The organism is Marinobacter sp. SS5-14b, assembly GCF_030541005.1.
GTDB lineage: Bacteria > Pseudomonadota > Gammaproteobacteria > Pseudomonadales > Oleiphilaceae > Marinobacter.
The window spans coordinates 416,638-428,883 of record NZ_JASSVM010000001.1; the positions used below are offsets into that span (position 1 = coordinate 416,638).

Annotated in this window: 12 protein-coding genes; 3 read left to right on the plus strand and 9 right to left on the minus strand. The window is 57.0% G+C overall.

The genetic code is table 11. From position 1 onward, the window contains the following. Nucleotides 1-6: 6 nt before the first annotated feature. From QPL95_RS01890 to ccoN, 7 genes are all read right to left on the minus strand, one after another. Nucleotides 7-2,436 (minus strand): heavy metal translocating P-type ATPase, encoded by a 2,430-nt coding sequence (locus QPL95_RS01890; RefSeq protein ID WP_303289313.1) that lies wholly within the window; start codon nt 2,434-2,436, stop codon nt 7-9. Then, a complete protein-coding gene (locus QPL95_RS01895; RefSeq protein ID WP_303289314.1) occupies nt 2,433-2,948 on the minus strand; it encodes a FixH family protein in 516 nt (171 codons plus the stop codon). The genes QPL95_RS01890 and QPL95_RS01895 overlap by 4 nt, the downstream gene beginning before the upstream one ends. Before the next feature lie 48 nt (nt 2,949-2,996). Next, entirely contained in the window at nt 2,997-4,430 is a 1,434-nt protein-coding gene (gene ccoG / locus QPL95_RS01900) for a cytochrome c oxidase accessory protein CcoG (RefSeq protein ID WP_303289315.1), read from the minus strand. Between the two features lie 131 nt (nt 4,431-4,561). After that, nucleotides 4,562-5,452: a cytochrome-c oxidase, cbb3-type subunit III gene (gene ccoP, locus QPL95_RS01905; RefSeq protein WP_303289316.1), complete on the minus strand. Its 891-nt coding sequence runs from the start codon at nt 5,450-5,452 to the stop codon at nt 4,562-4,564. After that, nucleotides 5,449-5,634, minus strand: a complete 186-nt coding sequence (locus QPL95_RS01910) for a cbb3-type cytochrome c oxidase subunit 3 (protein WP_303289317.1) — start codon at nt 5,632-5,634, stop codon at nt 5,449-5,451. The genes ccoP and QPL95_RS01910 overlap by 4 nt, the downstream gene beginning before the upstream one ends. A 4-nt stretch (nt 5,635-5,638) precedes the next feature. After that, nucleotides 5,639-6,247, minus strand: coding sequence for a cytochrome-c oxidase, cbb3-type subunit II (gene ccoO / locus QPL95_RS01915; RefSeq protein ID WP_303289318.1), 609 nt, complete (start codon nt 6,245-6,247; stop codon nt 5,639-5,641). A 12-nt stretch (nt 6,248-6,259) separates the two neighbouring features. Beyond that, nucleotides 6,260-7,690: a cytochrome-c oxidase, cbb3-type subunit I gene (gene ccoN, locus QPL95_RS01920; protein ID WP_303289319.1), complete on the minus strand. Its 1,431-nt coding sequence runs from the start codon at nt 7,688-7,690 to the stop codon at nt 6,260-6,262. Between the two features lie 221 nt (nt 7,691-7,911). Here ccoN and QPL95_RS01925 point away from each other — a divergent pair, with 221 nt between their 5' ends. Beyond that, nucleotides 7,912-8,613, plus strand: a complete 702-nt coding sequence (locus QPL95_RS01925) for an alpha/beta family hydrolase (RefSeq protein WP_303289320.1) — start codon at nt 7,912-7,914, stop codon at nt 8,611-8,613. Here QPL95_RS01925 and QPL95_RS01930 read toward each other — a convergent pair. Next, nucleotides 8,532-10,409, minus strand: a complete 1,878-nt coding sequence (locus tag QPL95_RS01930; RefSeq protein ID WP_303289321.1) for a diguanylate cyclase — start codon at nt 10,407-10,409, stop codon at nt 8,532-8,534. The genes QPL95_RS01925 and QPL95_RS01930 overlap by 82 nt on opposite strands. A 129-nt stretch (nt 10,410-10,538) precedes the next feature. Between QPL95_RS01930 and rlmM the strand changes: the two genes are divergently transcribed. Next, nucleotides 10,539-11,615 (plus strand): 23S rRNA (cytidine(2498)-2'-O)-methyltransferase RlmM, encoded by a 1,077-nt coding sequence (rlmM, locus tag QPL95_RS01935; RefSeq protein ID WP_303289322.1) that lies wholly within the window; start codon nt 10,539-10,541, stop codon nt 11,613-11,615. A 5-nt stretch (nt 11,616-11,620) separates the two neighbouring features. Here rlmM and QPL95_RS01940 read toward each other — a convergent pair whose 3' ends face one another. Beyond that, nucleotides 11,621-11,914: an antibiotic biosynthesis monooxygenase gene (locus tag QPL95_RS01940; RefSeq protein ID WP_303289323.1), complete on the minus strand. Its 294-nt coding sequence runs from the start codon at nt 11,912-11,914 to the stop codon at nt 11,621-11,623. A gap of 83 nt (nt 11,915-11,997) precedes the next feature. Between QPL95_RS01940 and tusA the strand changes: the two genes are divergently transcribed. Continuing rightward, entirely contained in the window at nt 11,998-12,240 is a 243-nt protein-coding gene (gene tusA / locus QPL95_RS01945) for a sulfurtransferase TusA (protein ID WP_303289324.1), read from the plus strand. The last annotated feature ends 6 nt before the right edge of the window (nt 12,241-12,246 follow it).

Sequence of the window (12,246 nt, forward strand, 5' to 3'; positions counted from 1 at the left end):
ACGGTATCAGGCGGGTTCGGATGAGCCAATAGTGGTTGTTGACGATCTGCTCAGGCGCAGGGCATTGAGTACCACAATCAGCGAGCTTGCCGACATGCCGATAGCCGCAAGCCAGGGCGCCACCAGGCCTGCTGCAGCCAGAGGCAGTGCGCACAGATTATAGCCGAACGCCCAAATCATGTTCTGACGGATAATTCGGCGGGTTTGCTGGCTGGTGTTCAATGCGGCAACGAGCTGGAATAGCTGCCCGTTCAACAGGACGGCATCGGCTTTCAATTGGGTCAGATCTGCGGCGGTTCCCATGGCAACCGAAATGCCCGCGCCTGCCATCGACGGCAGATCGTTCAACCCGTCGCCGACCATCATGACCCGCTGCCCCTGACTGCGGAGTTCGTCCAGAACCTCCAGTTTGCGCTCTGGCGAGGCTTCGCCAATGGCCTGGGTAATGCCCAGTTGTTTGGCAATCTGCTGCACATGCCCCGAGCGATCGCCACTGAGCAGAATGGTCTGAATGCCCATGCCTTGGAGTGCCTGGACGGCGTCCAGGGCGTCATCGCGGACCTGGTCGTCCAGCTGAAAGCTCGCGAGCCACTGATCCGCTGTGGCCAGCCAGATTTCCATGCCGGCGGTTGGCTCGCCCTCGGGTTCGCAGGCGCTGGTGTGCCCGGCAACGAAGGCCTTGTGCCCGATAAACACCGGCTGGCCATTGAATTGACCAGACAAGCCGCCACCAAGGTGATTGGTTACGTGGGTTATCGGCACCGACGGCATGCCATGGAAGACTTTGGCAATCGGGTGCTCTGACTGTTTTTCCAGCCCTGCGGCAATCTTCAGGCAGGTGGCTGCATCGAGGTTTCCGGAGATCTGGTGGCCAGTGAGGCTGAGTTCGCCGCGGGTCAGGGTGCCGGTTTTATCGAACACCACCGTGTTGATGGTGTTCATGGATTCAAGGGTGTGGCCGCGGGTGGGCAGAAAACCGAGTTTTCTGAGCCGGACCGTCGCTGAGGTAATCGCTGTCGGGGTTGCCAGTGATAACGCACAGGGGCAAGTCACCACCAGCACCGACAGGGTAATATCAAACGCGTTGTCGGCGCCGGCGAGCCACCAGCCAATCCAAACCACCGGTGCCAGAATCAGCACCCGGCCGACAAACTTGCCGGCAATCAGGTCCGCCATGCGGGCCACCGGTGGTTTTTCGGCCTGAACCCGGTCAAGCACTCGCAGAATGCCGGAAAGCCGTGTTTGAGCGCCGGCTCGGGTCACGCTTATATCCAGCGGATTTTCCCCGTTGATGCTGCCAGCGTGAACGGTGTCTCCGGGGCCCCGTGTTTCGGGCAGATACTCACCGGTCAAGGCAGCTTCGTTAAGGGTGGATGCCCCGGAGACAATCTCGCCATCTGCCGGCAGGGTCTCGCCCGGACGAACTCGAATGATGTCGCCGGTACGTATCTGGTGAGCCGGTACGATCTCGGCCTCACCGTCTGTCACCAGTGCCGCAACAGCCGGCTGAAAGCCCGCCAGAGCATTGCCGGTCAACCCCGCCCGGTAGCGCGCCTGTACTTCGATATAGCGGCCCAGCAACAGGAAAAAGGTAAACATACAGACCGATTCAAAATACACTTCTTCGCCGCCGAATACCGTTACCCAGGCGCTGGCGCCATAGGCCAGGCCGATGGCAATGGCCACAGGTACATCCATGGTCAAGTGCCGGGACTGGAGATCTCTACGGGCGTTGCGGAAAAACGGTCGGGCGCTATAGAGCACCACGGGGGTGGCAACCAGCAGACCAAACCATCTGAAAAAGCTGACGAATTCTGTTGAAAGGTCGCTGATCAGTTCAAAGTACAACGGAAACGCCAGCATCATGCTCTGGAAGGATCCGATGCCGGCTACCGCCAGACGAATCAGCATGGAGCGGTGCTCGGCCTTGAGGGCTTGCTCGGCGGCATCAGCCTGATAGGGGCGGGCGGTATACCCCAGTTCATGGATGGCAATCAGCAGGTCACTCAGCGAGGTCTGATCTGGCGACCAGATCAAGCGTGCGCGCTGGGTGGTGTGATTCACGGTGAAGCTATGCACTCCCGGCTTCTGTTTCAGGTGGTTTTCAAGCAGCCAGATGCATGCGGCGCAGGTGATGCCGCCAATCAAGAGTTGTGCTTCCTGGCCGGCCTTGACCGGCGCGACAAACGATTGCTGAACCAGGGGATGGTCCAGCTCACGAATGCGAAGAAGTTCAGACGGAGTGAGTTCTCTGGGCGTGACAGCCGCCTTCGTGCGGATATCGTAAAAACCGGTCAGGCCTTCCTGGTGGATGGTCTGACATACGGCTTTGCAGCCCTGGCAGCAGAAGCGCCGTTGCTCGCCCTCGAGTTCCAGGGTAATCGGTGGGTCACCCTCCGCTGGTTCACCGCAGTGGAAGCAGTCCAGGGCGGTCACCCTTGCTCGGCACCCTTGGATTCGATAGCGATCGCATCCTCAGCCGGTAACCAGAGCTCGCCTTTAACACGCCAGTCGTTGTCTGGGCCCTGGAGATCGTAGTACCAGCGGCCGTCAAGGTCCTCGAGGATGTTTCCGGAATACTGGCCTGCCGCGATGCGCTGGAACTGCACAACCCGGTCCCGGTCATCCAGTGTCGGATGGTACAGGTTCAGAATGAGGTAGGGGAAGTCGGCAGGGCCGTCCCGGGTATCCAGAGTCAGCTGGGCTTTGCGCCCCACGAACTCCAGGCTGCCGGCAATCTGCATGTCTGCTGCTTTCTGGTCTCTGGCAATCGCCATGTTGATACCACGACCTTCCTTGGAGTAGTCGTCGCTGACCATGGAGTTGTCCAGGCTTGAGGAGACAATCAGTGTTGTCACGCCCCACATAATGGCGGCCAGCGGGAAAATGGTCAGGAACCAGAACCAGGGCTGGCGGTACCAGGGAGATACAGCGGTGTTATCGGTCATTGCTTTGCAGTCTCGAATTTTTGAGTGAATGTCCGGCTTGAGCCACGATTACCGTGGCCTTGGACCGACAAACCGGCTTTCAGTTTCCAGCAACAGAGAAGGATCGGTTTGGGACTCTGCGTGGAAACGGATTGTACTGTTGGATGACGACAGGGATTCCGGTGGTACATCAACCACTGTGGGCAGAGCCAGGTTTTCACCGCTGGTCACCGTCACGTTGGTGGTTGTGAGGATACGGATGCCTTCCAGGCCCTCGACAGAAAGCTCGAAGGTTTGTGGCACTTCGGACATGTTCTGGATCTTCACAGTAAACGAGTTTTCTACCCGGCCTTCGCCATTGAAGTTGAACAGAGCGCCCCGGTCACGCAAGACGTCCATTTGGGCGGGTACGCGGGTCGCGATGATAAATACCACAGCGCCAATCATCAGGGCCAGTACGGCGCCATAGCCGAAGGTCCTCGGCCGCAAAAGCTTGGAGGTTTTGCCTTCCAACTCGTTCTCGGTGGTGTATCGAATCAGGCCTCTGGGATAGTCCATTTTGTCCATGATCTCATCACAGGCGTCGATGCACAGCGCGCAGCCAATACATTCGTATTGCAGACCGTCGCGGATATCGATACCGGTGGGGCACACCTGAACACACTGCTCGCAGTCGATGCAGTCGCCCAGGCCCAGTTCGGTAGGGGCTACACCTTTCTTGCGGTTGCCCCGGGGCTCACCGCGATTCGGGTCGTACGATACAACGCGAGTGTTGGGGTCAAACATCACCGATTGGAAACGGGCGTATGGGCACATATACAGGCACACCTGCTCACGCATCCAGCCGGCATTGAGGTAGGTCGCGACGGTGAAGAAGGCCACCCAGAAATAGGCCCAGCCATTGGCCTGAAGAGTGAACAGGTCAACAATCAGCTCGCGTATAGGGTAGAAGTAACCAACAAACGTGACCCCGGTGGCCAGTGCCACAAACAGCCAGAGGGCGTGTTTGATGGATTTTTTGGCCAGCTTTTCGGAGGAAGTGGGGCTCTTGTCCAGTTTCATTCGCTTGTTGCGGCTGCCTTCCACCTTTTCCTCTATCCACATGAAGATAAAGGTCCAGACCGTTTGCGGGCAGGTATAACCACACCAGACCCGGCCAAACAATGTCGTGATGAAGAACAGGCCGAATGCGGAGATGATCAGCATGGCCGACAGCAGGAAGAAATCTTTCGGGTAGAACGTCGCGCCGTACAGGTGGAATTCCCGCGCGGGCAGGTCAAAGTGGATCAGCGGCTGGCCATCGAGGGTGAGCCACGCGAACAGAAAGTACATGCCCATCAGCGCCATCAGGCTGACGTTACGAATTTTCTGGAAAAATCCTTTGACCTCTTTCACATAGATCTTTTGCCGGCTGGCATACAGGTCCACAGTTTCGGTCTTGTTCTTTTTATCGGAAGGATCGGGGGTCGGGTCAACCTGTTTAACAGGAATCTCATTGCTCATGGGTACCTCCCGGTAAATGATAAAGCTGGGGGCGGGCCTCGGAGGGTCTGCAGATCTTTTCAAGCCTGTACCCGCGCACGGCAGATACAGGGTTGAAAAGACCGGGCCGGGTTACCCCGGCCGGGTCTGACTCAGTTTGACAAGCTGTAAACGTAAGCTGCCAGAATCTGAATCTGGTCATCAGTCAGACGGCCCTGCTGAGCAGGCATCTTGTTCTGACGACCGTTGACGACGGTTTCTTTGATCCACTCGTAGGTGGAACCGTACAGCCAGGTATTGTCGGTCAGGTTAGGAGCGCCCATGGCCTCCATACCGGTTCCATCAGCACCATGGCATGCCTGGCAGCCTTGCGCGAAAACTTCTGCGCCGGCCTTGGCGGCATCCGCATCTTTTTCACGACCGCTGAAGCTCAGAACATAGTTGACCACCTGGTCGACCTGCTCGTTGCTCATGTTTGGCATCACACCTTTTGCTGGCATGGCACCCTCACGGCCAATCGCAATGCTGTGCAGGATCTGATCCGGAGATCCGCCCCACAGCCAGTCGTTGTCGGTCAGGTTGGGAAAGCCAACCTGGCCACGAGCGGCGGTGCCATGGCACACAGAGCAGTTGTTGGCGAACAGGCGCTGACCAATTTTCATGGCATCCTGGTTCTGGGCCAGTTCCGGAATCTCGGTTTTACCGAACTGGGCGTAAATTTCGCCGTATTTTTCTTCAGCAACCTGAACCTCGGCCTCCCATTGATTGGTGGAAGTCCAGCCCAGAAGGCCTTTAAAGTTACCAAGGCCCGGATACAGAGCCAGGTAACCGAGGGCAAAAATACAGGTTCCGATGAACAGGTAGAACCACCACTTGGGCAGGGGGTTGTCATACTCTTCGATGCCATCGAAAGAGTGGCCCATTGTACGGTCAGTTTCGGTGTCGGTGGTCTGGCTTTTACGGGTGGCCCAAAGCAGCCACCAGCAGCCGAACACAGTACCGAGCACGATCACGCTGACCCAGACGCTCCAGAAGGTACTCATTGTTTCTTCTCCGTTTTTTCCTGTTCGAGCGTACGCTTTTCCACTTCGTCATCGTCGAAGGGCAGGTGTGCTGCCTCGTCGTTGGCTTTCTTGCGGTGAGCGCTGTACGCCCACCAGACGATGCCAAAGAACGCTGCCATTACCAGAAGTGTGTGAACTCCGCGTAACTCATTGATATCCATTGGATCACCGTTTCTCTGAAATCACGGTACCGAGCTGTTGCAGGTACGTGACCAGTGCTTCGATCTCAAATTTACCGTTAACCTTCTCCGCAGCACTGGCGATTTGCTCGTCAGTGTAAGGCACGCCCAGAGTCTGGAGTGTCTTCATTTTTGCTGCGGTGGCCGTATGGTCTACGCGATCCTCGAACAGCCAGGGGAAAGCCGGCATGTTGGATTCAGGCACCACGCTGCGCGGGTCGTACAGGTGCTGGCGCTGCCAGGCATCCGAGTAACGACCACCGACACGGGCGAGGTCAGGCCCGGTACGCTTGGAGCCCCACAGGAACGGGCGGTCGTAAACGAACTCGCCCGCAACGGAGTAGTGGCCATAGCGCTCGGTTTCCGCACGGAACGGACGGATCTGCTGAGTGTGGCAAACGTGACAACCTTCGCGAATGTAGATGTCACGGCCTTCCAGTTCCAGTGCAGACAGCGGCTCAAGGCCTTCGATCGGCTCGTTCACTTCTTTGTGGAAGAACAACGGAACAACTTCGGCGAGAAAGCCACCACTGATGGTCAGTACAATCAGTACGATCATCAGGCCCAGGTTTTTTTCGACTATTTCGTGTTTCATCTGGTCTCTCCCTTAGGCCGCCTGAGTTGCCGCTTGATCCTGGGCAGCCGCTTCTTTCTGGCGCACAGTCATGTATACGTTGTAGGCCATGATCAGCATGCCGCTCAGGAAGATGACGCCACCGATGAAGCGGACGAAGTAGCCCGGATAAGAGGCTTCCAGTGATTCCACAAAGCTGTAGGTCAATGTGCCGTCCTCGTTAACCGCGCGCCACATCAGGCCCTGCATAATGCCGTTTACCCACATGGCGGCGATGTAGAGCACGGTGCCCACGGTAGCCAGCCAGAAGTGAACGTTAATCAGTGAGGTGCTGTACATTGCCTTGAGGCCCCACAGCTTCGGAATCAGGTGGTAGATCGCGCCGATACTGATCATGGCAACCCAGCCCAGAGCACCGGAGTGCACGTGGCCGATGGTCCAGTCAGTGTTGTGAGACAGGGCGTTTACCGTCTTGATGGACATCATCGGGCCTTCAAAGGTAGACATGCCGTAGAAGGACAGGGATACCACCAGGAAGCGCAGGATCGGGTCAGTGCGCAGCTTGTGCCAGGCGCCAGACAGGGTCATCATGCCGTTGATCATGCCACCCCAGGAGGGCGCCAGCAGGATCAGGGACATAACCATGCCCGCAGTCTGTGCCCAGTCAGGAAGTGCTGAGTAGTGCAGGTGGTGACCACCGGCCCATACGTAGGTGGCGATCAGTGCCCAGAAGTGCACGATAGACAGGCGGTAGGAGTAAACCGGACGATCGGCCTGTTTGGGAACGAAATAGTACATCATGCCCAGGAAGCCGGCGGTCAGGAAGAAGCCTACAGCGTTATGGCCGTACCACCACTGCATCATGGCGTCTGTCACACCCGCGTAGGCGGAGTAGGACTTGAAAGCCGTTGCGGGCAGCGCCAGGTTGTTACCGATGTGGAGGACCGCAACGGTAATGATGAACGCGCCATAGAACCAGTTCGCCACGTAGATGTGGGGAGTGCTGCGCTTCATGACGGTGCCAAAGAAGACCAGGGCGTAGCTTACCCAGACCACGGCAATGGCGATATCAATCGGCCACTCCAGTTCGGCGTATTCTTTGGATGAGGTAAGGCCCATCGGCAGGGTGATGGCTGCGGCGACAATGATGGCCTGCCAGCCCCAGAACGTGAATGCCGCCAGACCATCGGAGATCAGACGGGCCTGGCAGGTCCGCTGAACTACATAGTATGCGGTGGCAAACAGGGCACTACCGCCAAAGCCGAAGATGACGGCGTTGGTATGCAGCGGCCGCAGGCGGCCGAAGTGGGTGAAGGGCAGGTCGAGGTTGAGGGATGGCCAAACCAGCTGTGCTGCAATCAGCACACCCAGAGCCATGCCAACAATACCCCACACCACTGTCATGATGGCGAATTGTCTCACCACCTTGTAGTTGTATGTCAGGTTTGCATTTACTGTGCTCATAGCCTTACCAATGGGTTCAGGATGGGGAAATATGCGGCCGCAAGTATGGAGAAAGCATAAACCCTTTGCAATGATTCAGGTCAACTCCTGACATCCGTCAAATCCGCCGGAATCGGCAGTCTGGACAGGGAGTTGGAGCTGAGTTTCCGCATTGCAAAAGGGCCTTGAAGGTTTTCTCGCGGTGGCCAATGATACCGCCTGACAGGGCGGAGGTGAATGTTGTGATCAGAATTACGACCAAAAGTTATAGCAACAACCCCGAAAGGGTGCTGATTCTGGCCCATGGCGCGGGTGCACCGATGGACTCTTCCTTTATGGAGTCCCTGGTGGCTGAACTGGATCGGCAGGGTGTGGCCTGTGTGCGGTTCGAGTTTCCGTATATGGAAAAGCGGCGGGAGGATGGTAAGAAGCGTCTGCCGGACAAGCCGTCAGTCCTGCTTGAGTCATTCCGCGCTGAACTGGACAGCGTTCGCGCTGAGGTTGGCTCACATTGCCGCTTGATTATTGGGGGTAAATCCATGGGTGGTCGAATGGCCTCGGTTCTGGCCAGTGAGGGCGTGCCGGGCGTCGATGGCGTTGTCTGTTTTGGCTATCCATTTCACCCGCCGGGCAAGCCAGACCGCTGGCGTACAAGCCACTTGTCCTCAGTCACGTCGCCGTTATTGATTGTACAGGGTACCCGGGACCCCTTTGGTAAGCTCGAAGAGTTACAGGCGCACGGTGCAATTGATGGTGTAACCCGCATTCACTGGCTGGATGGCGGAGATCATGATTTTCGTACTCCGGCGCGCCACGCCCTGAATCAGAGCGACTTGATCAGAATGGCCGCGGTTGCAACACGTCAGTTTGTGGACGAGGAAGTCGGCAGCTCAGGAAGCGGCTTTGCGCAGGTGATGGTGTCCCTGCCTGCGGACTTGGACTGATAGAGAGCCTCATCTGCCCGTCTGAACAGGTCCTGAGGCTCCTCGCCTGCGACCAGCTCTGCTAACCCGGCACTGAGTGTGATCGTTATTTTCTCATGGTTCGGTGCGGTAATGGTGGTGCCACGAATATCTCCGAGTATGTTTTGACACAGGCGGGCGGCACCATCACGGTCGGTCCCGGGCAAGAGCAGGGCAAACTCCTCGCCACCAAACCGGATCGCGACATCTCGTGGGCGCTTCACGTGGCGCCCGAGAATATCCGCGATCAATCGCAGACAATGGTCGCCGAAGTCATGGCCCCAGGTGTCGTTGATGCGCTTGAAGTGGTCGGCATCAATCAGAGCCAGGGTCAATGCCTGGCCGGTTCTTCTTGTCTCCCGGCACAGTTCGGGCAAGAGGTTGTCCATATGCCTTCTGTTTTGCAGGCCAGTGAGCGCGTCATTCAGGCTCAGGGATTCCAGTTTGCGGTTGGCCTGCTCAAGCTCCCGCATGGTGTTGCGCAGTTGCGATGTGCGTTCGTGTACCTTCAATTCCAGCTCGGTTCGTGCCTGGTGCTCAACATCCAGCAACTTCTGATTCAGCAGGCGCCAACGCTGCACCATGGCGTAGTTCAGCAGGACCACTTGAGCGCCAACCGCGGCTTGCATCATGACTTCTCTCGCCTGGTAATCGCCCAGGTAGCCGAACGCAGCGGACGCGTAAATCAATGCTCCGACAACCATCACCATCCAGGCGGCGAGGTACCAAAAGGCGGCCTGATAGCCCTGGCGCCATCGGATGGAGGCAATCACCGAGAGCACCACAATCACGATCAGGGTCAATGCGGTATTGATCAGGATAGATTTGGTGTAAGGCAGAACAAAGGTCAGAGCAAACAGGCCTACCGCCGACCATGCCAGGGCCCTCAGTGCGGCGGCAGACGTTGTACCTTTGGGGACTTCCAGAAAAGACCAGCCAAAAAGCGTCATCGCCAATGGCGAGATGGTTAACAGTAGCGGTATAGACAGGTTTGCCAGCTCGGAGCTGTCTGGCCAGAAATATTGGTTGGCAAAGCCTCCCATGGCAAAAAGGAACATGGCCATGGCAGTGGTGTAGAACGCATTGTGAAAGTAGTAGCGAGTGCCGGAGCTGACAAACAGCAGCAGGTTGAACGCCGCCAGAATCAAAAGCGCACCGTAAAACAGTCCGTGCACCAGAGTCAGGTGGTTGCTTTCTGCCACCACCTCAGCCGGTGTCATCAGCCCCAGTGGAACGTTGAGCGCGCCACTGCTGTGGATGCGGAGAAAAATAGTGCGTGTTTCCTGCGCCTCCAATGTGACGGGAAGCAGGTAATAACGGTAATCTATGCCCCGGCTGGCGAAGGGTTGAAGATCCCCCGTGGCCAAAGGCGGTGCGGCATCTACGAACCCGTCTGCACCGGATTTCTGCCAGAAGGTCACTTCATCCAGCAGTGGGTAGTGCAGTTTCAGGTACCAGAAATCCTGCTGGGGACTTCCGTTCCGGACCCGGAGTTTGATCCAATAGTTCGACTCTGTGTGGCTGAAAACCAGATCGTGTCCTGCCGCTGGGCGCCAGCTGATATCCTCCGGCAGTTCTTCAGGCGTTGAGGCGAAATGGGCCGGTTCCCCTGGCTGCGTTATGGAATAACACAAGTGATTGTTGATGGTTTTTCGCGCGCCGGGGTTATTCGCATCCAGGACCGGGCATTGCTCTGTTGCATAAGCGGGGGCGGCCAGGGCAAGGCCGGCCATCGCAAGCAAGCTGGTCAGGAGCAGATTCCGGATTCGGAGCACCATTAAAAACGTCCGTTTGAATTGAAGCGTAAAGTGTAGCCATAGTTAACAAATTCTGTTGTTAAACAGGTTCAAGTTTCATGCCTGTCGGTGCGTCAGAATCCCGGCAGTGGTTGAAGGTAAAGGTGAATAATGCAACAGATTATGCTTATGTGCAGGCCTGGCTTTGAGACGGAAGCGGGTCAGGAGTTAACAGATCAGGCTGCAGCCAGAGGGGTTTTCGGATACTTCCAGCCATCGCGCGATACGGGCCAGGTACGCTTTACCCTCGGTGGTGTCGAAACGGCAGAGGATCTTATGTCTCGGCTGCCACTGGCAGAGCTGGTGTTTGTCAGAGACTGGTTTGCCATTGTCGGGGACTGCGAGTTGCCCGCGAAAGATCGGGTTGGCGCAATGGTCAGCTTTCTGAACGATCAAGACTGGCGCGGCGATCGTTGTGCCCGGCTCGAGGTTCGCTTGCCCGAAACCAACCAGGACAAGGATCTTGGTAATTTTGCCCGGAAGTGGGTTGCACCACTTTCTCGCGGGCTGCGGGATGCCGGCTTGTTGAAGCCAGACGCCGGTGGCCGTGCGACAGCAAGATTGGAAATTCTTCTGAACGATTTCGGGACCGCGGTGGTTGGTTACAGTCTGACAGAGAATCGGTCCCCGTTTGCGGACGGGATTCTGCGCTTGCGCCTGTCCCCGGCGGCCCCGAGCCGTTCGGCATTGAAGCTGGAAGAGGCATGGAAAGTCTTTCTGCCGAAGGAGCGTTGGCTGGACTATCTGGGCGGCGGAAAAAAAGCGGTTGATCTCGGCGCGGCGCCTGGGGGCTGGACCTGGCAGCTGGTACAGCAGGGTATGATGGTAACTGCGGTCGATAACGGCCCGATGAGCGCCGAGCTGATGGCCACTGGCCATGTTGAGCACGTTGAAGCGGATGGTTACAACTGGCGGCCAAAACGGGCTGTCGACTGGATGGTCTGTGACATTATTGATAAACCGAGGCGAACGGCGCGCCTTGCGGTGGACTGGGTGGGCGGAAAGCTATGCCGCTATACGGTGTTTAACCTCAAACTACCGATGAAAAAACGTTACGAGGAATGGCTTGCCTGCCGGGAAATTATTACCCGGGGGCTGGATGAGGCGGGCCTTAACTACGTACTGCGGGCCCGCCACCTCTATCATGACCGGGAAGAGATCACGTGTTTTATCGAGCGGCTGGACTGATCCGCTCAGGGCATGGCGCTTTGTTGGAGCACGGTGATCACTTCATCGCGGTCCATCATGGGGGTCAGTTCTGCCATCAGTTCCTGTCGCTCCGGTGAGTGGAACCAGCGATCCCAGTCCAATTCGGAGCGCCAGTTTGCCAGAGTGATACGGTGGTTGGGGTCGTGACTATCCACCAGTGTTTCGCCCGAAATAAACCCGGGTGTGCTGACCGCCTGCTGCAACACCTTTCGGGCGCGATCTTCGTAGGCTGTTTCGAGGGTTTCGGCGATATGGCGTTCAATTAAAACCCGGATCATGTAAATCTCCCTGTATTTTCGTTGCTATAAACAATAATTTAGCACCGAATTCTGAAAATCACGAGGCTTCGAGGAGGTCACACTTGGCAGATCTGTTTTTTCATGCGGAACTGGATACCCGGGGGCTGTTCTGTCCGGAACCGGTCATGATGCTGCACACCGGGATTAACGACGTTCAGGTGGGGCAAGTCTTGAAGGTGCTGGCCACCGATCCGTCAACTACCCGGGATATTCCACGTTTTTGCCAGTTTCTCGGGCATGAACTGCTTGAGCACGGCGAACAGGGTGGCGAATATTTCTACCTGATCAAGCGTTGTGAGGCTTGATCGGCA

Excerpts from the sequence above, each read along its gene's own strand:
- QPL95_RS01895 (WP_303289314.1), bottom strand. The coding sequence starts at position 2,948 with ATGACCGATAACACCGCTGTATCTCCCTGGTACCGCCAGCCCTGGTTC.
- ccoG (WP_303289315.1), bottom strand. The coding sequence starts at position 4,430 with ATGAGCAATGAGATTCCTGTTAAACAGGTTGACCCGACCCCCGATCCT.
- ccoP (WP_303289316.1), bottom strand. The coding sequence starts at position 5,452 with ATGAGTACCTTCTGGAGCGTCTGGGTCAGCGTGATCGTGCTCGGTACT.
- QPL95_RS01910 (WP_303289317.1), bottom strand. The coding sequence starts at position 5,634 with ATGGATATCAATGAGTTACGCGGAGTTCACACACTTCTGGTAATGGCA.
- ccoO (WP_303289318.1), bottom strand. The coding sequence starts at position 6,247 with ATGAAACACGAAATAGTCGAAAAAAACCTGGGCCTGATGATCGTACTG.
- ccoN (WP_303289319.1), bottom strand. The coding sequence starts at position 7,690 with ATGAGCACAGTAAATGCAAACCTGACATACAACTACAAGGTGGTGAGA.
- QPL95_RS01930 (WP_303289321.1), bottom strand. The coding sequence starts at position 10,409 with ATGGTGCTCCGAATCCGGAATCTGCTCCTGACCAGCTTGCTTGCGATG.
- rlmM (WP_303289322.1), top strand. The coding sequence starts at position 10,539 with ATGCAACAGATTATGCTTATGTGCAGGCCTGGCTTTGAGACGGAAGCG.
- QPL95_RS01940 (WP_303289323.1), bottom strand. The coding sequence starts at position 11,914 with ATGATCCGGGTTTTAATTGAACGCCATATCGCCGAAACCCTCGAAACA.